Below are 22881 nucleotides of genomic sequence, written 5' to 3' on the forward strand. Positions count from 1 at the left end.
GAAGTAATATGTATACTACATTTCAGGGGGGCACATGGTCATCATTCATCAAGATGTCGATTTTACGAACGCGATGTTGTTTGGAACTTACATAATGGTTATGTTGGATGGAAAAATGCTTGACGGGGGCCTTGTCGAGGAGTTCGACGATTCCGAGGTGAAGGTTGGACGAGGTCGGTATTCACGGAGCAGCTCAATCTTTGTGTTAGCTCCACCTCCACAATGCCCGACATCGATGTGAGCGCTTGAATAAGTATCCCGAGATTACGATCAGATGAATTACTGTATGTCATTTTGTCGTATAGAGTTTCCGAATGCGGAGGCGAAAAAAAGCACGTGCTAATGATGAATTAGCACGTGCTTTTGGCATGTTACAGCAGTTATTTATGTGTGGCAACTGCCTCTATTTCTTTAACGCTTTGATAAATGATGTTGAACAACTCTTCCAAGTTGCCTTCTTCGATGCAAGAGAATGCTACACGTAGGTCAGTCTCGCCTAGCGCGATTGTACCTACACCATGCTGATTCAGTAAATGCACACGCAATGTTTCGGCATCAACGGTTTTGAGCTTCAAGCACATGAAATAGCCGGAGTTGAAAGGGTAGTAGCCCCATGCATCGTCGAACTTTCCACTGTCCAAGATGGACTTCGTACGGTTCGCGCGGCCTTTCATGATTTCGTATTTCTCTTGCTTCTGTACATTGAATTCTGGTGAATTCAAGGCATGAAGCACGAAAGTTTGCGAAGGATGCGGTCCGCTGGAAATGGTTGCACGGATGATCCCCATTGTTTTCTGTTCAAGCGCACTAAGAAGTGCATCGCTTTGACCAGCATACGTAATGAAGCCTACACGGAAGCCCCAAACGTATTCTTCTTTGGTTGCTCCGTCAACTTTAACAGCAAGCACTCGCGGGTGAAGGTCAGCCAATTGACCGAACAAGGATTCATGCAAGGAATTTTCGAAGAAAAGCCCGAAGTAAGCATCGTCGGTTAGAACAACAACGTTAATGCCAGCTTCTGCTGCTTCTTGGATCGCGGCAACAATCGCGTTACCGTCTTCCGCATCAGGGGTGTAGCCAGTTGGATTATTAGGGAAATTCAATACGACAATCGCTTTGCCTTTGGACTTCTGAGCAAGAAGCGCTTCACGCAATCCTTCGGAATTAAAACGCTCTTGTTCGTTATAGAGCGGGTAATTCACGATTTGAGCGCCGCGGCGAATCTCGAATGTAAGCTCGTAGTTTTCCCAGTTTTTATCAGGAATAATAACCGCATCACCCACATCAGCAAAAAGATCGGCTGCGATACTTAGACCATGTGTCAAAGCATTCGTGACAATCGGATTACCGATGAGCTTGCTGCCAATGCTCGGATTCTCTTCAAGCATTTTCTTGCGCCAAGCTGTACGAAGTTCTGGCTTACCAGCAGGTGGAGCATATTCATATATATCTTTAGGATTGTAGGTGGAGAGTGTATCTTGAATGACCTTCAGATGCATAGGCTGACCATTTTCGATGGCAATACCGATGGTAGCATTGAATTTCTTGGCTTTGGCCTTCGCTTCAGCCGATTGGCTAAGAATGCCTTCTTTCGGGAAGTAAATCGATTTACCTAATGCGGATAGCATGTCATGTACGTGAGAATTTTCACGTTGCAGGGTCTCGTTTAACTGTCTTGCCAAAGGATTCATAAGAGTGGGTCATTCCTTCCAATGAGCGATTCATTTTTTCCCAGTTATTATATCACTTTCATACCTATACGTCACTGCGCTAAACAAATTTTCCGAGGATTTCTAATGTGCTTACTTGGCACTGTGTGTTTTTAGTACCCATATTGTTACTTTGGGCCAATTACAGACGATCAGAATCTCATTAAAATAAGGAAGAGCATAGAAATATCACTCTAGGAAATGCAGGTGAGTGTTAGTGAAATGTACCTATCAATACAAGGATCCTATCATCAAACGAGGGATTCCTGGTACGGAAGACAATCAATATGGATTCGAAGGCGGCACGGTTATTAAGTTGAATCATGCCTACTATTTATTCACGTCAGAGCTGGTTGGAGATCCGAAGGTTGTGAAAATGCGTCTTGCTTATTGGCAATCCACAGATCGCATAAACTTCACGCGGATGGCAACACTCTTTGAGTCCTCGGGCGATTTCACTTGGACAGATCCTCGGGCGGCACTTTGGTCCCCAATGCCTCGCTTCCATGCCCAAGAGAACAGATGGAATCTGTTCTATGTGGCCTATAAGGCAGCACCTAATACAGAAACCGCCTGGATGGAAAATTACGAAGGAAGAATCTGGCGAGCTGTTTCCACGGTTGAGGGCATGGAAGGGATCGGCGGACCCTATACAGATGATTCGATTATGCTGCAGCCTGGCAACGAATCGGATCCTTGGGAGGGTCTGCAGGGGACGGACTCCTTTTTCCCTTATCAGGTCCACAACAATTGGTATGCTTTCTATGGCAGCGCGCGAACGGAAAAGGCAATATTGAATGGTGTTGTAAACGGAAATCCCGACATGTGGTGGGGTGTTGGGCTCGCGAAGGCGGATCAGCTGTCAGGGCCATGGAGCCGATGCTCGGAGCTAAACCCTGTGCTCATTGATGATACATTTATCGAAAACCCAGTTGTAACTCAATTATCAAATGGCTTATATCTCGCTGTGTTCGATGGGGGGCCGAAAGGAACCTTTGGGTTCTCGCAATCCGTAGACGGTATCCATTGGACGAAAGGACAGTTCATTCACTTCCAGCCGGAAGCGGATAGTTGGGTGGAGTTGATGCGAACACCGCTCTGTTTCATTCCGGAGGAAAATGGTTGTTACACGGTATACTATACAGGCTTTGATCGCAGTGGGTATGGGTGTATCGGGTTGATAGAATTATCGTTTGAAGACGATTGAAATAGGTTTTCTCAAATACGCCTTCGCCAAGTGTAAGTGTAAAAGGTCAAAGATGCTAAAGTGCACTCATTTTCTGGTAAAACGGCTAGAGATTGATGAATGCGTGCAAATGTGCATCTTTTAGGTAGAAAAGGGGCCAAAATGATGAGTGACGGCTGAAATAGTTGCACATTTGCACGCATTTCAGATCCAGAGGCTCATTCGATAAAAAAGGTTGCACATTTGCATTTTGCATGCTTCACAACTGGATTCACGACACGAGCAAGGTGAGTTGAGTCACACTTCCATGTTGCCAAGGAACGGTTTTTTTAAGAAAATTGCAAAACAAGGGGCCCACGCCACCTACATGGCTTTTGGGGCCCTCTTTTAGTTTGAGATAGTAGTAGTAAAAGCAACAGAACGGAATTGATAACAGCTTCAGCCTATGTGTTCAAAAACCCTTCCAGACGTTGCTTAACCTGCGGCCACTCTTTATCAAGGATACTGAACATCACTGTATCTCTAACATAACCATCGTGCATCACACGATGTTGACGGAGAATACCTTCCTTTTGAGCTCCTATACGGGCAATGGCTGCTTGGGAGCGTTCATTGCGAAGGTCGGTTTTGATTTGAACACGGAGTAGGTCCAAGTGCTCAAAGCAGTATCGGAGCAACAAATATTTACATTCCGAGTTGACGCGAGTACGCCAGACTTGGGGGTTGTACCACGTATGACCAATTTCTAAATGGCGGTGCGGGGAAGAAATGTCAAAAAATCTCGTACTTCCTACGATTTTCTCCTGCTGCTTATCATAGACACTGAAAGGAATACCCTTTCCGGTTTGCTGCTCCTCAAGTGCTTGATGAACGAATTGCTGGACGTCGACTAGTCGAGCTAGCGGGGTCATGTAGGACCAGATGGCAGGATCATTGGCTGCTTCAGCTAATTCAGGAATATGCGATTCTTGCAGGGGAAGCAGTGTTATGCGAGTTCCTTCAAGGGTTGGTGGCCGTAGATTCATTGTTCGTACTCTCCTTACATATGAAAAATGTAATGTGGTTTTAGCTAGCATACTGTATGATTGGATTAATAAAAAGAACCAATATCACTCAATTTATATGTACCATTTTATGATGAAAAGAAGGGATCTTATGGCTATATATGTGCCGTTCCAAGTGTACCTCACACGGTACCCTAGTAAATATGCCGCTTTGTACCATGCGCTTCGCGATGAAATTGTGGGGAATAAGCTAAAGCTGCATACGAAGCTGCCCTCAAGCAGGGAATTGGCCGATATGCTAGGCATTTCGAGAGGGACTGTGAATCAGGTGTACGATATGCTGATCGCTGAGGGATATTTGCAGGCGGATGTTGGCAGGGGAACATTCGTTGTATATGCCGATGGTCAGGTGATGCATAAGGTGAATGCGGGGAAAAATATTAAATTGTCAGCTTGGGGAATGCGGCTAAGTGAGGGGAAGCAGGCGGAAAAGCGGGATCATGTGAATGAGACTGCTAGGGCAGAAATTGCGTTCGCTGTGGCGCGTCCGCAGATGGAGCAGTTCCCGCGGGAGCAATGGAACCGCGGAATGTACGAGCAGGTGCGGCGTATGACGGAGTCGCCGCAAGAGGACGCTCACATCGCCGAGGGGCACTACGCGCTTCGCGAAGCGATCGCGCTGCACCTGAGGCGGATGCGAGGCATCGATGCGTCCGCAGAACGCATTGTGATCGTCAATGGGTCGATGCAGGCTATTGCCCTGCTGACCCAGTTGCTCGTAAACCCAGGCGATCCTGTGGTGCTGGAGCGCCCCGGGTACCAAGGCGCCAGCCGCGCTGTGCTGGCGGCTGGCGGCGTGCCCGTCCACGCGGCGGTGGACGGGCACGGGCTTATCCCGCAGCCGTGGAACGCGCGGCTGCTGTTCGTGACCCCCAGCCGCCAATTCCCTACGGGGGCGGTGCTGGGTCTGGAGCGCCGCCAGCAGCTGCTGCGCTGGGCGGCGGAGCAAGGCGCTGTCATCGTCGAAGACGATTATGACAGCGAGTTCAGGCACCGCGGGCGGCCGATTGAGCCGCTCAAGGTGCTGGACCAAGAGGGCCGAGTGGTCTACATCGGCACCTTTTCCAAAACGATGCTGCAGGACCTGCGCATCGGCTATGTCGTGCTGCCGGAGGCGCTGCACGATGCTTTCGCAGCCGCGAAGCGGCTTTACGAGCCGCACCCAACGGGGCTGCTCGAACAGCGCTCGCTCGCCGCCTTCATGGCGAGCGGCGGCTACGAGCGACACCTGCGCCGCATGCGGCGGGTGTACGCGAGCAAGTTCTTGCTCCTGCAGGCGCTGCTGCAGGAGCAGCTGTCCACCCTCTTCGAGTGGGTGGACAGCGATAGCGGGCTGCATCTGTTCGGTTGGTGGCGCGGTGACCAGCGCAGCTACAAGGCTTATGCAGCCGCATGTAGAGCTGCCGGCGTCACATGGACAGACGCCGGCAACTACGCGCTCCCAGACGGCAGAGCAGGCGCCTGCTTCGGATTCGCTCATTTGACCGAGGCAGAGATCAGGAAAGGCGTTAGCCTACTCCGTTCGATATACAAACCATAAAAAGTCTCTATCAGTGCGCAAAAGAAGTCTTTTGACTGATTACTTTGATTGCTATAGTTTGTATGCTATTATCTAACATGTGGTTAATTAAATTTTTTTTCGTAGGAGTGATCCTTTAGATGGCTGGATTAAATGGTGGAGGCACAAGTGTAATCGTGCGTCTGGAAATACATAAAGAACTCGTAACTTTTGGGAAGATTGCTACTGCGATTGGAGATGCGGGCGGCGATATTGTCGCGATTGACGTCACACGAGCTAGCAAAACAACGACAACACGTGATATTACGGTCAAAGTAAGTGATCCCGAGCATACGGAAACGATTACGAAGGCACTCAAGGGTATTCCAGGTGTTCGTATCATTAACGTATCCGATCAGACCTTCCTGTTGCATTTGGGTGGTAAAATTGAAGTTACGCCTAAAGTGCCGATTAAAAACCGGGATGATTTGTCCCGTGTATACACACCTGGTGTAGCTAGGGTTTGTATGGCAATTCATGAGGACCCGAGCAAAGCACATTCGTTGACGATTAAAAGGAATACCGTTGCCGTCGTTTCGGATGGTACGGCTGTTCTTGGACTTGGTAATATTGGACCAGAAGCGGCAATGCCCGTGATGGAAGGGAAAGCGATGCTCTTTAAACAAATGGCAGGCGTAGATGCCTTCCCTATTTGCTTGGACACGCAAGATACCGAAGAAATTATTCGTACCGTGAAGGCGATTGCGCCAGGATTTGGCGGAATTAATTTGGAGGATATCTCCTCGCCGCGTTGTTTTGAAATCGAAGAGCGCCTTATTGAGGAACTTGATATTCCTGTTTTCCATGATGATCAGCACGGAACTGCGGTTGTCATTCTAGCTGGACTGCTGAATGCAGTTAAGTTGGTAGGTAAGCAGTTGGAATCGTGTAAGGTTGTTATCACAGGCATCGGGGCAGCAGGTATTGCGTGTACCAAAATGTTGATCTCAGCGGGCGTTACCAATGTCATTGGTGTGGATCGTCAAGGGGCTATCGTACGAGGAGATCAATACACGAATAAGGCTTGGGAGTGGTATGCAGATAATACGAATCCTGGGCTAGAACGGGGTACATTATCTGATGTCATCACGGGTGCGGATATTTTCATTGGACTTTCAGGACCAGGTGTGCTGAAACAAGATGATGTGAAGCGTATGGCGACAGATCCGATTGTGTTCGCGATGGCGAATCCAACGCCGGAAATCACACCAGAAGAAGCTGAGCCTTATGTTCGCGTAATGGCGACAGGACGCTCGGATTATCCGAATCAAATTAACAATGTACTTTGTTTCCCAGGCATTTTCCGCGGCGTGTTGGACTGCCGGGCATCCAAGATCACGCAAGAGATGAAGCTTGCAGCAGCCAAAGCGATTGCAGCGGTTGTGAATGAGGATGAGCTGAACGAATACTACATTATTCCAAGCGTATTCAACCATGCGGTTGTCGAGAAGGTTAGAGAAGCCGTCATGGAAGCAGCCTATGAATCAGGTGTTGCTCGTCGTCGCAGCCAACGTGAGGCACACGAAGCTCATCACGATTAATTGAAAAAAGCAGTTCGGTACAACGCTGATCCAGCGTGCCGAACTGCTTTTTTGTGTTTTACGCTTGTTCTTCTGTCCATTCCTTCAACTTACGATCCGTAGGAAGCAAGAAAGTGAGTACTCCCAGCAGAGGCAGGAATGCACATAGCTCCATGACGCGGGTCGTTCCGATCGTATCACAAAGGTTACCGAGTACGACGCTTCCGATACCTCCTAGACCGAAGGCTAGACCTGTGATGAGACCAGATACGGTCCCAACTTTACCAGGGAAAAGCATTTGAGCATACACGACGGTAACAGAGAAGCTGGCTAAGAGAATAACACCGATAATAACGAGCAACACATATGCCCATGCGACGGACACATGCGGTAGTAGTAAGGCGAAAGGTGCAGATCCTAGCATGGAAAAGAAAATGACATTACGCTTACCGAAGCGATCTGCAATCGGCCCGCCAAAGAAAGTGCCCACGGCTCCCGCTGCTAGGAATAAGAAAATGAAATTCTGCGCACTGTCAATGGTAATGCCATACTTATCTTGAAGGAAAAAGGCAAAATAGCCGCTCATTGCTGCGCCATACCATGAACGTACAAACACAAGGAAAATCAAAACACTGATAGCGAACATGACTTGCTTACGTCGCTGAGGACTCACGACGCGCTTCACGACGGTTTTGGCTTTCACTGGCGCGTCTTGAAGGACAACCTTGTACCAACGTGCTATGTACAATTGTACTGCGATCGCGATTGCCGCGACGCCGGTAAACCAGATGGATCCAAACAATCCCAGCGGGATGAAGATCCATTTGGTCATAATCGGAGCCAATGACTGCCCGGCGTTGCCGCCAACCTGGAAAATCGATTGTGCAAGACCTTTACGGTTTCCAGCGGCCATATGCGAAACCCTCGATCCTTCTGGATGGAAGGCAGCTGAGCCTAGTCCGACAAAACAGACAGACAAGAGAACAACCCAATAGGAATGAGCGAATGCTAGCAGCAGCATGCCGATTAAGGTCGATGTCATCCCAATTGGAAGTATGTAAGGCGATGGCTTGCGATCGGTATAGAGACCAACAACAGGCTGCATAATGGATGCTGTAAAGTTGATGGCGAATTGCACCCAGCCGACTTGGGTGTAGCTTAGTCCCATTTCATCTTTCAAAATGGGGAAAATGGCAGGAATCACGGATTGAATGGAATCGTTGAGCAAATGAACAAGCCCGATTGCGAATAAAATCCGATAAACAGTAGGTTTGATATCCCCAGTCCCTTGCAAGCTCTTCGAGCTATGCCTAGGAGATGGTGTTGAAATGGATGCCATGGTTTTCTCCTCTCAGGTTCTGATTCCCGACTAGGTGTCCAAGAAACGTCCGAGATCTTCGCCCATTTTTACTTTGGAGCCTAGCTTCAGATCAGGACGTGGTTCGAACATCCCATCTTCAAATAGCAGCACAACAGTGGAGCCGAACTCGAAGTAAGCGAGCTCTTGACCGCGCTCGAGCGTGTTCGGAAGAGGTGACACATATTGAATGGAGCTCACATTAAGTGCGCCAACTTTGACAACCGCTACTTCTCCGGTGGCATGTTGAATGAAAGTAATCAATCGCTCGTTTCGGCTCAGTACACGTTTCATATGTCGAAGGCCGAACTCATTAACAGGATACACCTTCCCAAGTACATGCTCTTTCTCTAAGATATCACCTGAAATTGGCGAATGGATTCTGTGATAGTCTGTCGGGCTTAGATACAAGACGAAATAATAACCATTATTGTAATTCACCGTGCGCGGTGAGCGGTTAAGCAGCTCGTCAATCGTATAGTCTTGACCTTTGACATTGACGATCTGGCCCTCTTTGATATCGCCAATACCTGTAATCATAGCATCAACAGGACTTACAACACGTGACGTATCTTCGTGGATCGGGCGCAAGCCTGGTTTCAATCTGCGAGTGAAGAAATCATTCAGGGACTTATAATCCTTGATATGCTTCTCAGCATCTTCAATACGAATGCCATAGGTTTGGGCAAAGCGAGGGATAAATAACCGGCTTATTTTGGAACGGGCAAGGGCACCTGTCAGTTGAGAGACCCATTTGCGTGATGACAACTCGGTCAATAATCGGAAAAAAGGTTTAGACATAGATCATAAACTCCTGTTCATTCGTTGGTTAGGAGGGACTTTGGCATTCGCACAAAGTATCCTATTAGCGGTTCTTCGCTAATCTTGCCACAGAAAGGTAAAAGAATCAATTGCCTATTGCTCATTTCCTTAGGTGCGGCAAAGACAGTGTCTGTATTTTCGACAAGAAAATCGTCAATGCTGTTGAAGAGGTGAAAGCGAAGATGTCGATCATTATCGTAATATTTGTTATTCTGATTCCGCTAGTCATGCTGTGTAGTGCGTGGTTACTTCAACCCTTCAAACAGGTGTTCGAAGGAGCAGCCGTGCTATGTGCGTATGTGTTTGGTGTAATCAGCTCCCTGAGTGTGTACCAGATTCTTCGGGATGATACGGTATTCATGACGAATATCCATGTTGTTTTTACGAACAAGCTGTTCCTGTTCACTGGCGCTTATCTAGGTGCTTATGGCATTTACGTCTTGTTGCATTGTTTTTTAAAAGGACTTCGAAGTGATTGAAGCCACAATTCAACGTTTACTATGCATGGAGCGTCTACTCTATATAGTTGATTGTGAAAGTAAAGGCAGGTAGGTGGCCCTATGAAACATGTGTTATTCCCAAAAACGCGGCGAATTGGAATCGTAGGCGGACTTATGCTTCTAATCACGGGGTGTATGTCACATTCTGAAGTTCAGCCATCTGGATCTCCCGTACCAAGTTCAGCGCCTGCAAGTGTTTCACCGTCATCGCAACCGACGGCCACAGCTTCTCCTTCGCCATCCCCGGTGGCATCGGTAGGTCTTCCTAAGATGACCTTGGATGAGAAGCTGGGTCAGATGATTATAGCGGGTATCGATGAGTACAGTATGAACGAAGAAGCACGACAATTGATTGCAACCTACCATGTGGGTGGCATTATTCTGTACAAGCCGAATGTGAAGGATACGAAACAACTGGTAAGCTTAGTCAACGATTTGAAAAAGACGAATGCGGCGAACAAGCTTCCGCTTTGGCTTGGTGTCGATGAAGAGGGCGGCAGGGTAACGCGTCTGCCTGATGAAATTTCGAAAACACCGACAAGTCAGACGATTGGAAAATCAGGTAAAACGCAATTGGCCCACAATATCGGTCAACTACTGGGGAAAGAGTTGAATGCCTATGGGCTAAATATGGATTTTGCGCCTGACTTGGACATTAATAGCAATCCGAAAAATCCGGTCATTGGCGACCGGTCTTTTGGAGCGAACGCAGCCCTCGTAAGCAGTTTCGGTATTCCGATGATGAATGGCTTGCAAGAGATGAAGGTCGCTCCCGTGGTGAAGCATTTTCCGGGTCATGGTGATACAGCTGTAGATTCGCATATTGGCCTTCCTGTTGTTCAAAATGACCTAACTCGTCTGCGTAAGTTTGAGCTGATTCCCTTTGCCGATGCGATCAAGCATCAGGCGGATGCCATTATGGTCGCGCATATTCTGCTGCCCAAAATAGATACGAAGTATCCGGCTTCGATGTCGAAGACGATTATGACGGATCTGCTGCGCAAGGAGCTTGGCTTCAAAGGACTTATCATGACAGATGATATGACGATGGGCGCTATTGCGGAAAATTATGAAATGGGTGAAGCCGCAGTCAAGTCGGTTCTTGCGGGTTCCAATGTCGTGATGGTCGGTCACGATCCGCAGAAAGCGATAGCCGTGATAAGTGCACTGCGTACCGCAGTTGAAGCGGGGCGTATTCCGATGGACATGATTGATCAGAGCGTGGCGCAAGTCTATAAGCTGAAGCAAAAGTATCAGCTTCAGGATCGTCTCGTGACTGCTCCGGATCCGAAGTTATTGAACGCGGAAGTTCAGCGTGTGCTCGCTCCACTCAGCGCCAAGTAGGTTGTATGGCAGCAAACTTATAGCGATTCGGATACTGCTGCTCCTATTTACTGAATTTACTGGAAAACCTACATTTAATTTTTAGGATTTCAGTTGTTTCTAAACAATAGATGGAAATTATGTAGTTAATTTCTCGGTTTTTACCTCGTTGGGAGGATATACCGGAATCTAACTGTAGGTTTTCCAGTTATTAGCCATCAGGTAGGATTATTGGGGAAATTAACTGTATTATTTCCAGTTATTCTCATTCGAGGGGTGATGTAGGCTTCAGATATTGCCTCGAACTCCCTCATATGCACCCAAAAAAACACCGTACCAACGAGAAATCTCGTGATACGGTGTTTTTTTGCTTTAGCATGGCGGCGTGCCGCCCCCTAAGATGAACTTGGCATAGGCCATCGGGTTGAAGTAGGTAGCCTTCCAACAATCCTGCATGTCTGCCTCACGGAAGCTGTAACGTTGATCCTTTCCGTTGCATTCGATAAATAAGGGAACCCCCTCATTTGTCATGGCAACGTCGAGTCCCAAATCAGCTAAGTTCGGCAATTCTGTGCTGAGATGCTGAGCAACCAAGAGCGCGAAGCTAGTCATCTGGAGACAAACCTTCTCTGGATCAAGCTGCGGATAGTGTTCGTTCAATATATCGGATAAGGATTTCAACCGCCCGCCTTGCGCAACATTCGTGAGGAAATGTTTGCTAGAGGCTACCTTGGCAACAATGCCGGTAACGCCCCAAGCACCATCTGCCCCGCGTTGAACGGAAATGCGGAGATCAAAGGGACGTCCCTCGACAGTGGCAAGCGGCAGGCATTGTTGTACCATATAACTGTTCTTTTGAATCCTCCGGCGGAGAAGGACGGGCAAGTATTGACGGAACTTGATCGTTCGCCAAGTCCGATTAGTCAACTTCATATTTACTGGATAGGTAAGCTTCCATAATTGCCCTTGACGCTCTAATTTCATCACACCGCGCCCGATGCTAGAATTGGTTGGCTTAATAATGAGCGAGTCAAAGGCATCCATCATAGCTTTTACATTTTCGATTGTTGCGGGAAATGTACAGGGGAGATGGGGGCGAATATGCTCATTTTTCATTAATAAGTCATGTATACGCATCTTGCTATAGCGGTTCCAGTGATTAAACAGCGTAACGCCTCGCCGTGTCCATCCATCCAAAACCTTCGCTGAAGCGGTATCTAAATAAATCGCCCGATTATGAATCACTTTAGGGAGATCGGACCATTTTCTTTTGAAATGTTGGCCATCTTGTACATAAGCGTGTACTTTCATTGTTTTCATATGAACATCTTGAATTCGAAAATAACAAGGCGTTAGTCCATAGAGTTTGCCGGCATCCTCGTAAAATCGAATTGCTTCGTATTGTGTGTTCCCTAGAGGAATACCTGCAAACAAGGAATCGTTAACTAAAATACCCACATAGGGATTACTCATTGACTTCACTCCCTCTCGAATTGGGGCTTGAATGCTCACCGAAAACGGAATCACTCTTAGTTTATGGAAAAAGAACGACACTTGTTTGTACGAATGCTGATACTTTCTTGTGAAACCGGGACAGATGCCCATGCTTTACCACTTTATCCGCATATGTATAGATAGAAGAAGAGGAATGGGGTGGATCTGAGCCTCATCTCATCCAGGAGGATCAGAAATTGAAGACTAAACGGAAGCCCCAATCGAACCGTCTCGTCATCGTCACACCAGGATCCTTTCCTATACCCTCAGGGACTAGCAGCTCAGTTGAGCAAGTGGTTCAGAAGACAGCGGAGCAACTAGTGAAGTGCATGCCTGTAGTTGTACTTGGACGGAAGGTATCCTATCAGCCTAGGAAGGAAATCCGCCATGGTGTAACGTATCAGAGAGTACCTTATCAGGGGCAAACCGCCTATATTTCGCAGGTTGATAAACAGATTGCTCATCTAAGTCCAGGTATTATTCAAGTGGAAAATCGGCCGCGTTTTCTTCCCTTTCTTCGCAAACGATATCCCCATGCCATTATAAGTCTCGTCCTCCATTCCACTTCATTTATCACGAAGCCTTATATTTCCAATCCATCGTTAACTGTTTGTTTGCTTGCTGCTGATGTCATTATCGTGAATAGCGACTTTCTCAAGCGGTTTCTGCAAAAAAAAGTGCCAAGCGCTGCCCACAAAATAGTCACGCACTATTTGGGTGTAGATGTCGCTCGTTTTACTTCCAAATGGTCGGAGGAAGGCATAGAATCTCGCAATGACCTGCGCAGAGAACTAGATTGTGAGCATCGCAAAATTATTTTATATGTGGGCAGATTGATCCCCAAGAAAGGTGTGCATCATCTGCTTACTGTGATGAAAAGTGTCATACAGAGTGAACCAAGCGCCAAACTGGTTATCGTAGGCAGTGCTTACTATGGCTCTAAAAAAGTAACCAGTTATGTAAAGCAATTAGTTAAAATAGCAAAGGCTATGCCTGGATATGTGAAATTCATTCCGTACGTGAGGCATCAAGAGATGCCTAAATGGGTCCGAATTGCCGATGTTCTCGTCGTCCCTTCCATCGGAAATGAAGCATTCGGTCTTGTGAATGTAGAAGCGATGGCTACCGGAGTTCCCGTCGTCGCAACGAGAATAGGCGGGATTCAAGAGGTTGTGGAGGATGGACAAACAGGCTACTTAATTGACCCGAAGGCAATTGAAACGGAGCTCCGAACGTGTGTCCTACGGTTGCTGAATGATGAAAGCCTGCAGCGCAAGCTAGGGGAGAACGGGATCAAAAGGGTGGATGAGATGTTCACATGGCAGAGAGCTGCTGAGGTCAGGTCATCTTTATATAGTCAAATGTTGAAGGAACGGCTCTTGTCTAGGTTAGCGCACATTTTTGGGGGCTAATGTACTTATTAAGGTGAGAATGAATATGTTACCTATGATAAATCTTGGCGAATGGAGAGGAGTCATATGAATAAGCGAAAGAGCAGCAACACCCATAAAGCGAACGTGCATAAAGTGAACTCCAACATGAATGAATTAAAATGGCTCGATGAAGCACCAATAAAGCAAGATAAAGTGGTAGAACAACCCAAACTAATCGCGAAAATGAATCCAACCGCTATTGAGAAGACAGAGAAGACAGAGAAGACAGAGAAGACAGAGAAGACAGAACCACAGAAAGTATTGCATGTCTCTAAGGTTATCGAGCAGATCACACCTGATTTATTATTAACGGAACGTAAAACTGGAAAATTCGTTGACCCGGTTGTCTATACGGATGACATTGTAAATGAAGCTGTCACATGGGACAAAATTGCAAGCCGATCGATTGATGATACGAAAATAAAACCCTTTAGCATTGGTACCAAATCGATCAAAGATGGAGCCATCGAACATTCCAAACTAGCTCAGGGAAGCGTAACCCGCCCGAAAATTGCAAATCAATCCATCCATGATGAACATGTTGCTCCCAACAGTATAGCGGGAGATAAAATTCAAGATAACACTTTGTCTGGCGGAAAGTTGTTCGATAGCAGCATAACAACCGCCAAAATTGCAGATAAATCGGTTGATGCCACGAAACTGGCAGACGGTGCCATTTTGCCACAACATTTATCCGAACTGATTGTTACAAGTGACTTGATTGATCAACAAGCGATTACTTCAGATAAAATTCATAGTGGTGCTGTACAAACAAAGCATTTGGCCAACTATATTATTGACACTGCTAAGCTCATGGATGCTTCCATCACCTCTGCGAAAATTAGAGAGGGTGCCGTCACGGAAGAAAAATTGGGGATGGGCAGCGTAAGTTCTATCCATATCCAAGGAGAAAGCATTTTAACGGAGCATCTGGGGCATCAGTCGATTATCAGTGACAACCTGGCTGATCAGGCAGTAACAGGTTCTAAGCTGGCTCCACATGCTGTAGATTCGTTGCATATCGCACAATCCGCGGTGAGAGGAATCCATATTGAGGGTGCCGAGATAACCAGTTATCATATAGCTGATCAAGCCATTCGGACTAAACATATTGGGGAAGGCATCATAGAAACGAAGCACATTCAAGATGGTGCGATTACCGTCGCGAAATTGGGCGAGAAGATCGTAGCGAGCAGACATATAGCGCCACAAGCTATTGAGTCAGCTCACATGAACGATCAAGTGATTTCCAGCAGCAAATTGCAAGACGGTGCAGTCACTGCGGATAAACTTGCGCAAGGTGCCATCAGCTCCAAACATATTGGTTCACATATGATCCGATCCGAACATCTGGAGGACAATGTGGTATCTAGCTCCAAAATTGCTGCTGGATCCGTTATTACAGATAAATTGGCAGAAGGCAGTGTAGGAAATTCAAAACTAAAGGATGAAAGTGTCACTTCTGGTAAAATTGCGTACCGTTCCATCCTTGCGGCTCATATGCAGGAAGAGATTATTTCCAGCAGCCACATCGCCAAAGGCGCGATCGGTGAGAAACAAATCGATTTGCACGCGATTCATCGCAACCATATTGCAGATGAAGCCATCACAACTAGACATGTTCAGGAAGAAAGCATTACAACGAGCAAGCTAGCTGAAGAAGCCGTGACAACGGCGAAGATCGCTCCGATGTCCATTGAATCACGCCATTTGCAAGATGAGATTATCGATGGTGTTCATATTAAACCAGGGACGATTACTTCCGATCATTTAGCGCAAGGATCCATCACCCTAGATGTATTCGCAGATCGAAGTCTAGTTGGCAGTAAACTGCAGGAAAACTCAATCTCGACAGAAACCTTAGCCGACGGTGCAGTCACCAAAGAGAAGCTCGCGAATGGAGCAGTAGACACACAGCATCTTAAGCCGGAATCGGTTACTACGAGAATCATTGAAGATCAAGCCATAACGAATGCGAAGCTTGAGGATGAAGTTGTGACATCAGATAAGCTGGCTGATGGCAGTGTAATCAGTACCAAAATTTCGAACAAAGCGGTGAATTCAGAGCATATTATCGATGGTGCTATCACAGCTTCAAAATTGGCAAATGAAAGTGTGCATGGCAGCAAACTAGCCCCTGGTGCGGTCGGTTCACGGCATCTGGCAGATGGCTCAGTCATTAGCTCGAAAGTCGCATTTCGTGCGATCAATAGTGAGCATCTGGCAGAAGGTGCGGTCATTGGTACAAAGCTGGCTAATGAGAGTGTTGACGGCTCGAAAATCATGTCGGGTGCGATCACAGACGAACATCTGTCACTTGGTGTGGTGAATGGTACGAAGTTAGCGTATGGTTCTGTGAGCAATCAGCATCTCCTTGCGGGTGTCATTGACAGTGAAAAGCTGGCTGTGAACTCGGTAGATAGCAGTAAACTGGTGTCTGGTTCTGTGCATAACTATCATTTTGCAGATCATGCGGTATATGGAGCGAAATTGGCGCCAGGAAGCGTCGATGGAACTAAGTTGGCCGAAGGTGCTGTGAACAGTGAGCATTTGACAGATCAAGCAGTAGATGCCTCCAAGTTGGCGTCAGGAAGTGTAGATAGCAGTAAAATCATGTATGGCGCGATTCAACGGGAGCATTTGTCGGATTTTATTATCGATGGATTGAAACTCTCTTTGGGCTCAGTGACAAGCAGCCATCTTGCTCCTGGCTCTATTGACGGATTGAAGCTGTTGAACGGCAGCGTGGATAGCACGAAGTTAACCTCTGATGCTGTTGGAAGCGAGCACCTACAAGAAGAAGCCGTTACCGGTGATAAGCTTGCACCTAGCAGTGTGGACAGTAGTAAACTCGTATTCGGTGCGGTAAATGGCGATCACCTTGCAGATGAGGCCGTGACAGGGTCGAAGATAGCCGATAAAAGTATCGAAGGCAGCAAGATAATGGATGGTGCGATTGATACAGTTCAATTAGCAGATGGCAGTGTAGACAGTTATAAGCTGGCTCAGGGTGCGGTTACTGATTTCCATCTAGCAACTGGTAGTGTTGATGGCACTAAGCTTCAAGCTGGGGCTATCTCGAATCAACATATCGCAGATGCTTCACTTACGGTGACGAAATTGGCAGATGGTGTTGTACGGACCTCTTCTCAGCAAAGAAATGTTCTGCAGCAGTTTGGACTTGAGCCCTTTGTCATGAAGATCCAAGATGAGACGATTGAGCTGGTGCTCCATTTTGAAGAGGAATATGTGGATACGAACTATGTGTTAACGGCGATCACGAATCATCCAGCTTGCTATGTCATTGTTAGTCAAAAGTCTAAGGGCAGCGCGGTGCTGTCCATCATTCGAGCCAAGTTCTCACCTGATCAACAAGGGATCGTAAATTGGATGGCGATAGGTAAGAGTCATTAATAATAATTAGTTGTAAATCCTTCAACAAAAAAACGGCGGTTCGCATCTTATGCGAGACTACCGTTTTTTTTGTTGTGTGTCTGCTATTCGATAGATAGATGACTAATTTTTAATTTAGGGATGTTCGTCCAATTTCCGTCTATCACGAAAGCATATGCTAGTAGAAATGAATGTGACTATGCATCATATGAAACGTGCGAGCTAACGTTCGTAAAGGGGGATGACTTGTGAAAGGTGTCGTACTTGCAGGAGGAACAGGAAGTCGTTTACGCCCTTTGACGCATATTATTAATAAACATTTGCTTCCTGTTGGTGATCTGCCCATGATTCAATATGCCTTAAATAAACTAGCCCATGCAGGTGTTCAGGATATACTTATCATCACCGGGAAACAATCTGCAGGCTTATACCTCGATTATTTGGGCAGTGGTGAATCGTTCGGCGTCAATCTGACTTATAAGATTCAAGAGAAAGCTGGAGGAATTGCGCAAGCCTTGGCTTTGGCAGAGGATTTCGTGCTGGAGGGTGAGAAATTCGTGGTTATTCTGGGGGATAACTTATTCCAAGATCCACTTGCACCCATGATTGAAGCATATAAGCATCAGACAGATGGCGCCATGGTCATTTTAAAAGAGGTAGAGGATCCTAGAAGGTATGGCGTAGCGGATATGAAGAGTGAGCAAATTGATCGCATTGTAGAAAAGCCGGAGAATCCAAGCTCATCTTATGCTGTGACAGGTATTTATTTATATGATTCTACTGTGTTTAACATTATTAAATCGCAGTCGCCTTCTGCAAGAGGAGAGATGGAAATCACAGATGTGAATAATGTGTATGCGGCATCAGGCACACTTTCCCATATGTTTCTCACTGGATGGTGGATTGACGCGGGAACACATGAATCGCTCTTTCAGGCCACGCTTTTAGTTAGGAAGGAGAACAGATAATGCAATCGTTGCTTGTAACGGGAGGCATGGGATTTATTGGAAGTAACTTTATTCATTATTGGAAGAAACATCATCCAGAGGATCATGTGATCAATGTCGATTTGCTTACGTATGCAGGAAATAAGAACAATACTAGATTGTTTGATGGGCAAAGTGGTTATCAATTTGTACATGGAGATATTGGTAATGAGGCACTCATGATGAGGCTGATGCAGGGTGTCGATGTGGTCGTACATTTTGCAGCGGAATCTCATGTGGATCGGAGTATTCATAACCCAGGAAGCTTTGTGATGACAAATGTGGTAGGCACGCAGATATTGCTTGAAGCTGCTCGCCATAGGCAGGTTAAGAAGTTTATTCATATTTCCACAGATGAGGTCTATGGCACACTTGGGGAAGATGGTGCTTTCAGTGAAGAGACGCCAATAGCTCCGAATTCTCCTTACTCCGCAAGTAAAGCAGGCTCTGATCTGCTTGTTAGAGCTTATTATGAAACGTATGGTTTTCCAGCAGTGATTACACGTTGCTCCAACAATTATGGTCCCCGCCAATTTCCCGAGAAGCTGATCCCTCTCTTAATTACCCGTGCTCTTCGCGATGAAATGATACCCCTATATGGTGATGGATTGAATGTACGAGACTGGTTGTATGTAGACGATCATTGCTCTGCCATTGAATGCGTGATTGCAGCTGGTGTACCTGGGGAAGTGTACAACGTTGGCGGTCAGAACGAGCGAACGAATCTGGAGGTTGTCCAAAGTATTTTGAAGCTGCTGGGCAAACCCGAGTCTTTAATTCAGTATGTAGCGGATCGGCTTGGACATGATCGTCGATACGCCATCGACAGCTCGAAGATACGTCGCGAGTTAGGGTGGACGCCGGCTTACTCATTTGAGAATGGACTTCAAAAGACGTTGGACTGGTATATGCAAGAAAGCGATTGGTGCGCCCGTATTGCAGACGGTTCGTACCGAATAGATAAAGAAGCTGATCACACTTGAAAATAGTAATTACGGGTGCCGGCGGGCAGCTAGGCTATGATCTTAAGCGTGTACTGAGTCCCATGCACGAGGTCATCTCTTGGGAGAAAGAGAAATTGGATATTAGATATGAGCAAGAAGTCATGGAGAAGCTGTTGAACGAACGGCCGGACATTGTTGTGCATGCTGCTGCCTATACGAATGTAGATAAAGCTGAATTGGAGAAGGAGTCTGCCTATCAAGTGAATGCATTAGGTGCTCTTCATATCTCGACGGCTTGTGAGATCCTTGGAGCCAAGCTCGTCTATGTCAGCACGGATTATGTGTTTGATGGAACGAAGACCATGCCCTATGACGAGAACGACGTGCCGAATCCGCTTAATACCTACGGAGAATCCAAGCTTCTTGGGGAGAAATTCGTTGCGATGACGTGCTTGAAGCATTTTATCGTACGAACCTCTTGGTTATATGGCTTGAAAGGAACGAATTTTGTAACCAAAGTTTTGGAGAAGGCGCGCGAGAATCCGACGCTATCCATCGTGGATGATCAATTTGGCTCTCCCACCTATTGCTTGGATCTGGCGATTTTCATTCGAGAACTCATCGCAACGGACCGATATGGTCTCTATCATGCCTCAAATCAAGGCGTATGCTCCAGGTATGAATTCGCCCTGCATATCCTCCAAGCGGCTGGCATGGCGCATATTTCCCTGCAGGCTGTGCCTACCCATGCTTTTCCGCCAGCACCAGCAGAAAGACCGATGTATACGGCGTTTGCACACAAAGCCATGCAAGACAATGGGTTTACGCCAATGCGTGATTGGCAATCGGCGCTTGATTTCTTTCTACAGGTTGATTATTACGATACAGCTGTTTTGGCTAAGAGGGTGAAAGAAACATGGTGATTCGTAGCCGCATTGAGGAGGGGCGCAGCCGAGGATTTCAGGCGGGCTGGGAAAATGGTTTTCGAATGGGAAGATGCCAGTGCACTCTCGACACCTGTCACCCAGCACCCATTCCCCTTCGAGAAGCAAGTGTATTATTTATCGTTCAAGGCTTTCCGGCGATTGACCAAGGCATCATTCAAGGCTTGCAGCAAACCGTACACGTCATGTACGCGGCAGTAGCAGCCGATATGCTCCGATTAGCCAGAGAGCTTAGGCCTAGTCTGGTACTCGTCATGAATGGTCTTCATGTTTTTCCGGCTGATCATGCTCATCACATAGATCTAGTTAGACAGATGGGGATACGTACCGCTATCTGGTTTGCGGACGATCCCTATTTTACTGATCATACAGTCGCATTAGCCCCTCATTATGATTATGTTTTCACGCATGAAATGTCCTGTGTACCGTTCTATCAAGGGATCGGCTGCGGGCAAGTTCACTACTTGCCTTTGGCCGCTAATCCAGCTGTGTTTAAACCTGTTCCTGTTAGTCCTGAGTATCTAAGCGATATCTGCTTTATTGGTACGGGCTTTCCAAACCGAATTGCTCTTTTCAATGAGTTAACCCCCTTCTTAGTAGGGAAAAAAGTGGTCATTGCCGGGGGATTATGGAACCGATTAGATCACTTTGTATTGCTTCAACAGGGGATTAAGCTGCAAGGGGTTCCGATCGAAGAGTCTGTGAAGTATTATAACGGTGCCAAAATTGTCTTGAATATCCACCGGCTCACGTACGATGAAACTTTCAATAAAAACAGTAGAAATATACCGGGATCTTCGATAAACCCTAGAACGTATGAGATTGCAGGATGCGGTACCTTGCAAATAACGGATTATCGTCAGGATCTGGAACAGTATTATCGACCTGGCCACGAAATAGAAACCTTCCACCATACGGGAGAACTTCTTCATAAAATGAGTCATTATTTACTTCATGAGGAAGACAGATTGCGTATCGCAATCAATGGAATGAGAAGAACACGCATGGATCACTCATTCGCATCCCGATTAGTTAAGTTGTTAGACATTGTATTTGCCTAGAAGGGAGTGAAATTAGTGAAGTTTATTAATCATGCGCATGCGCGGGAACGCGGACATGCTGACGGTTATCAATTAGGTCTTGCCAATGGGGTCAGGATGGGACAATGTGAAGCGATTATTCAAAAGGCAGTACGTGACCGTCCATCAAGTCCTGTGTGGGACGTGTGTGTGTTGTTTGTTACTTCAGGTAAAGGTTATCCTTACGAGCCATTGGATATCGCTGTTATTAACAGTCTTCGTCCTTTAGTTCGGGAATTAATCATAGGCAACTCAGACATCGATGCGACGCATATCGGCAGGCCCAAAGCCAGCGTCGAAACGATGGCAGCAAGGTACCGACCTGATGTGATGATTGTTTTAGAGGGAATGAATCTCTCTCTAAATGTCGTTGATCGGGTTCGTCATATGGGAATTCGAACCGCGATATGGCTAACCGATGATCCCTATTACACGGATATTACGGCTGCATATGCGAGGCATTATGATTTTTTATTTACTTTGGAAGTGAATTGTGTACAGTTCTATCGGGATATGGGAGGTGAGCAGGTCCATTATTTGCCTTTAGCTTTTCAACCAGATATGTATCGTCCAAGACCTGTACCGAATGGCATTCACCGTGATATTTGTTTTATTGGTTCGGCTTACTGGAATCGCGTTGGCGTGTTCAATCAGATAGCTCCCTATTTGGCGACCAAACACGTCATCATCTCAGGGATTTGGTGGGAACGGCTGAGGAATTATCGTTTGCTGGCACCTCAAATTCAATTAAATACATGGATGCCGCCAGATCAAACGGCCACGTTCTATAACGGTGCCAAAATCGTCATTAATATGCATAGAGCTTTCGATGATCAAGCGTATAACCATAATTCTCGCCGAATAAGCGGTGCTTCACCTAATCCCCGGACATTTGAAATTTCTGGATGCGGCGCCTTTCAATTGACGGACATTCGGGATGATTTAGTCAATTTTTATACGCCAGACTATGACATTGTGACATATGGGTCACCGGAAGAATTGCTTCACAAAATGAATCATTATTTAATTTACGAAGAGGAACGTAAACTAATCGCCATGCGTGGGCTCTATCGCACAATGCGAGATCATACCTATACCAATCGTCTAATTACGATGCTTTCCGTCATTTTTGGGCCTAGATAAGAGCTGAATAAGAGAACCATTAGAAAGACGAGGTGTAGAATTTGATTACGAAAAGAAAGGTTCGCAAGCTGAGCGTGGCCAGAAAGATTCGGAAGAAGCGGGTGGGACCAAGGACGGTAGGTTTAAAAAAACGGATCATTGTTAGAAAAAAGGGACGTGCTATTCGTCGTTTGAGGCCAGTAGCAAGGCGTAAGGGTAAACGCAGATTAGTTCGTCGTCTGATCCGATTTCCTAGACGCAAGGGGAGCCGAATAATAGTTCGTCGTCGCAAAGTCCAGCGCCGAATCATTCAAAGCCCAAGAGCAAGGAGAGCCCAATTGGTCTATGATCGAGCATTCAATGAAGCTTACAATACCGCTTACGGTGAAGGCTTCGCGCAAGGGTATACGTGGGAGCTTACGAATCCAACGATTGCTTAAAGTCAAG

General features: G+C 46.6%; 19 protein-coding genes. 14 read left to right on the forward strand and 5 right to left on the reverse strand.

Going from position 1 to position 22881, the window contains the following annotated elements; all coding sequences use genetic code 11:
* The first annotated feature begins 34 nt into the window (after positions 1 to 34).
* On the forward strand, positions 35 to 241 hold the full coding sequence (locus tag AC58QC_RS04865) for a hypothetical protein (protein WP_497414084.1): 207 nt from the start codon (positions 35 to 37) through the stop codon (positions 239 to 241).
* A 139-nt stretch (positions 242 to 380) separates the two neighbouring features.
* Here AC58QC_RS04865 and AC58QC_RS04870 read toward each other — a convergent pair whose 3' ends face one another.
* On the reverse strand, positions 381 to 1691 hold the full coding sequence (locus tag AC58QC_RS04870; protein ID WP_497414085.1) for an aminotransferase class I/II-fold pyridoxal phosphate-dependent enzyme: 1311 nt from the start codon (positions 1689 to 1691) through the stop codon (positions 381 to 383).
* Positions 1692 to 1926: 235 nt separating this feature from the next.
* Here AC58QC_RS04870 and AC58QC_RS04875 point away from each other — a divergent pair, with 235 nt between their 5' ends.
* A complete protein-coding gene (locus AC58QC_RS04875; protein ID WP_497414086.1) occupies positions 1927 to 2916 on the forward strand; it encodes a glycoside hydrolase family protein in 990 nt (329 codons plus the stop codon).
* Between the two features lie 422 nt (positions 2917 to 3338).
* Here AC58QC_RS04875 and AC58QC_RS04880 read toward each other — a convergent pair whose 3' ends face one another.
* Positions 3339 to 3920 (reverse strand): GNAT family N-acetyltransferase, encoded by a 582-nt coding sequence (locus tag AC58QC_RS04880; protein ID WP_497414087.1) that lies wholly within the window; start codon positions 3918 to 3920, stop codon positions 3339 to 3341.
* A gap of 130 nt (positions 3921 to 4050) precedes the next feature.
* Between AC58QC_RS04880 and pdxR the strand changes: the two genes are divergently transcribed.
* Both pdxR and AC58QC_RS04890 read left to right on the forward strand, forming a co-directional pair.
* Positions 4051 to 5499, forward strand: a complete 1449-nt coding sequence (gene pdxR / locus AC58QC_RS04885; RefSeq protein ID WP_497414088.1) for a MocR-like pyridoxine biosynthesis transcription factor PdxR — start codon at positions 4051 to 4053, stop codon at positions 5497 to 5499.
* A gap of 119 nt (positions 5500 to 5618) precedes the next feature.
* Complete coding sequence (locus AC58QC_RS04890) at positions 5619 to 7058, forward strand: NAD-dependent malic enzyme (protein WP_497414089.1); 1440 nt, start codon at positions 5619 to 5621, stop codon at positions 7056 to 7058.
* 58 nt (positions 7059 to 7116) lie between these two features.
* Here the strand turns inward: AC58QC_RS04890 and AC58QC_RS04895 are convergent, their stop codons facing one another.
* Together AC58QC_RS04895 and asd are read right to left on the reverse strand one after the other, a co-directional pair.
* The gene (locus AC58QC_RS04895; protein ID WP_497414090.1) at positions 7117 to 8376 is read right to left on the reverse strand and encodes an MFS transporter; all 1260 of its coding nucleotides are present in this window, start codon (positions 8374 to 8376) and stop codon (positions 7117 to 7119) included.
* 30 nt (positions 8377 to 8406) lie between these two features.
* Entirely contained in the window at positions 8407 to 9195 is a 789-nt protein-coding gene (gene asd / locus AC58QC_RS04900) for an archaetidylserine decarboxylase (protein ID WP_497414091.1), read from the reverse strand.
* A 110-nt stretch (positions 9196 to 9305) separates the two neighbouring features.
* On the opposite strand from asd, the gene AC58QC_RS04905 reads away from it, so the two are divergent.
* Both AC58QC_RS04905 and nagZ read left to right on the forward strand, forming a co-directional pair.
* Positions 9306 to 9695 (forward strand): transposase, encoded by a 390-nt coding sequence (locus tag AC58QC_RS04905; RefSeq protein WP_497414092.1) that lies wholly within the window; start codon positions 9306 to 9308, stop codon positions 9693 to 9695.
* A gap of 81 nt (positions 9696 to 9776) precedes the next feature.
* Positions 9777 to 11060 carry a beta-N-acetylhexosaminidase gene (gene nagZ / locus AC58QC_RS04910; protein WP_497414093.1) on the forward strand — a complete coding sequence of 428 codons (1284 nt, stop codon included), beginning with the start codon at positions 9777 to 9779 and terminating at the stop codon, positions 11058 to 11060.
* A 351-nt stretch (positions 11061 to 11411) separates the two neighbouring features.
* Here the strand turns inward: nagZ and AC58QC_RS04915 are convergent, their stop codons facing one another.
* A complete protein-coding gene (locus tag AC58QC_RS04915; protein WP_497414094.1) occupies positions 11412 to 12512 on the reverse strand; it encodes a YheC/YheD family endospore coat-associated protein in 1101 nt (366 codons plus the stop codon).
* 218 nt (positions 12513 to 12730) lie between these two features.
* Here AC58QC_RS04915 and AC58QC_RS04920 point away from each other — a divergent pair, with 218 nt between their 5' ends.
* From AC58QC_RS04920 to AC58QC_RS04955, 8 genes are all read left to right on the forward strand, one after another.
* Complete coding sequence (locus AC58QC_RS04920) at positions 12731 to 13945, forward strand: glycosyltransferase family 4 protein (protein ID WP_497414095.1); 1215 nt, start codon at positions 12731 to 12733, stop codon at positions 13943 to 13945.
* 66 nt (positions 13946 to 14011) lie between these two features.
* On the forward strand, positions 14012 to 17380 hold the full coding sequence (locus AC58QC_RS04925; protein WP_497414096.1) for a WIAG-tail domain: 3369 nt from the start codon (positions 14012 to 14014) through the stop codon (positions 17378 to 17380).
* A gap of 227 nt (positions 17381 to 17607) precedes the next feature.
* On the forward strand, positions 17608 to 18327 hold the full coding sequence (locus AC58QC_RS04930) for a sugar phosphate nucleotidyltransferase (RefSeq protein WP_497414097.1): 720 nt from the start codon (positions 17608 to 17610) through the stop codon (positions 18325 to 18327).
* Positions 18327 to 19328, forward strand: a complete 1002-nt coding sequence (rfbB, locus tag AC58QC_RS04935) for a dTDP-glucose 4,6-dehydratase (RefSeq protein WP_497414098.1) — start codon at positions 18327 to 18329, stop codon at positions 19326 to 19328. Before AC58QC_RS04930 ends, rfbB begins: the two co-directional genes overlap by 1 nt.
* Positions 19325 to 20212: a dTDP-4-dehydrorhamnose reductase gene (gene rfbD / locus AC58QC_RS04940; protein WP_497414099.1), complete on the forward strand. Its 888-nt coding sequence runs from the start codon at positions 19325 to 19327 to the stop codon at positions 20210 to 20212. The genes rfbB and rfbD overlap by 4 nt, the downstream gene beginning before the upstream one ends.
* A complete protein-coding gene (locus tag AC58QC_RS04945; protein WP_497414100.1) occupies positions 20206 to 21294 on the forward strand; it encodes a CgeB family protein in 1089 nt (362 codons plus the stop codon). Before rfbD ends, AC58QC_RS04945 begins: the two co-directional genes overlap by 7 nt.
* A 15-nt stretch (positions 21295 to 21309) precedes the next feature.
* Positions 21310 to 22455: a CgeB family protein gene (locus tag AC58QC_RS04950; protein ID WP_497414101.1), complete on the forward strand. Its 1146-nt coding sequence runs from the start codon at positions 21310 to 21312 to the stop codon at positions 22453 to 22455.
* Between the two features lie 41 nt (positions 22456 to 22496).
* Complete coding sequence (locus AC58QC_RS04955; RefSeq protein ID WP_497414102.1) at positions 22497 to 22874, forward strand: hypothetical protein; 378 nt, start codon at positions 22497 to 22499, stop codon at positions 22872 to 22874.
* Positions 22875 to 22881: the final 7 nt, after the last annotated feature.

This window comes from Paenibacillus sp. J22P51 (assembly GCF_059692215.1).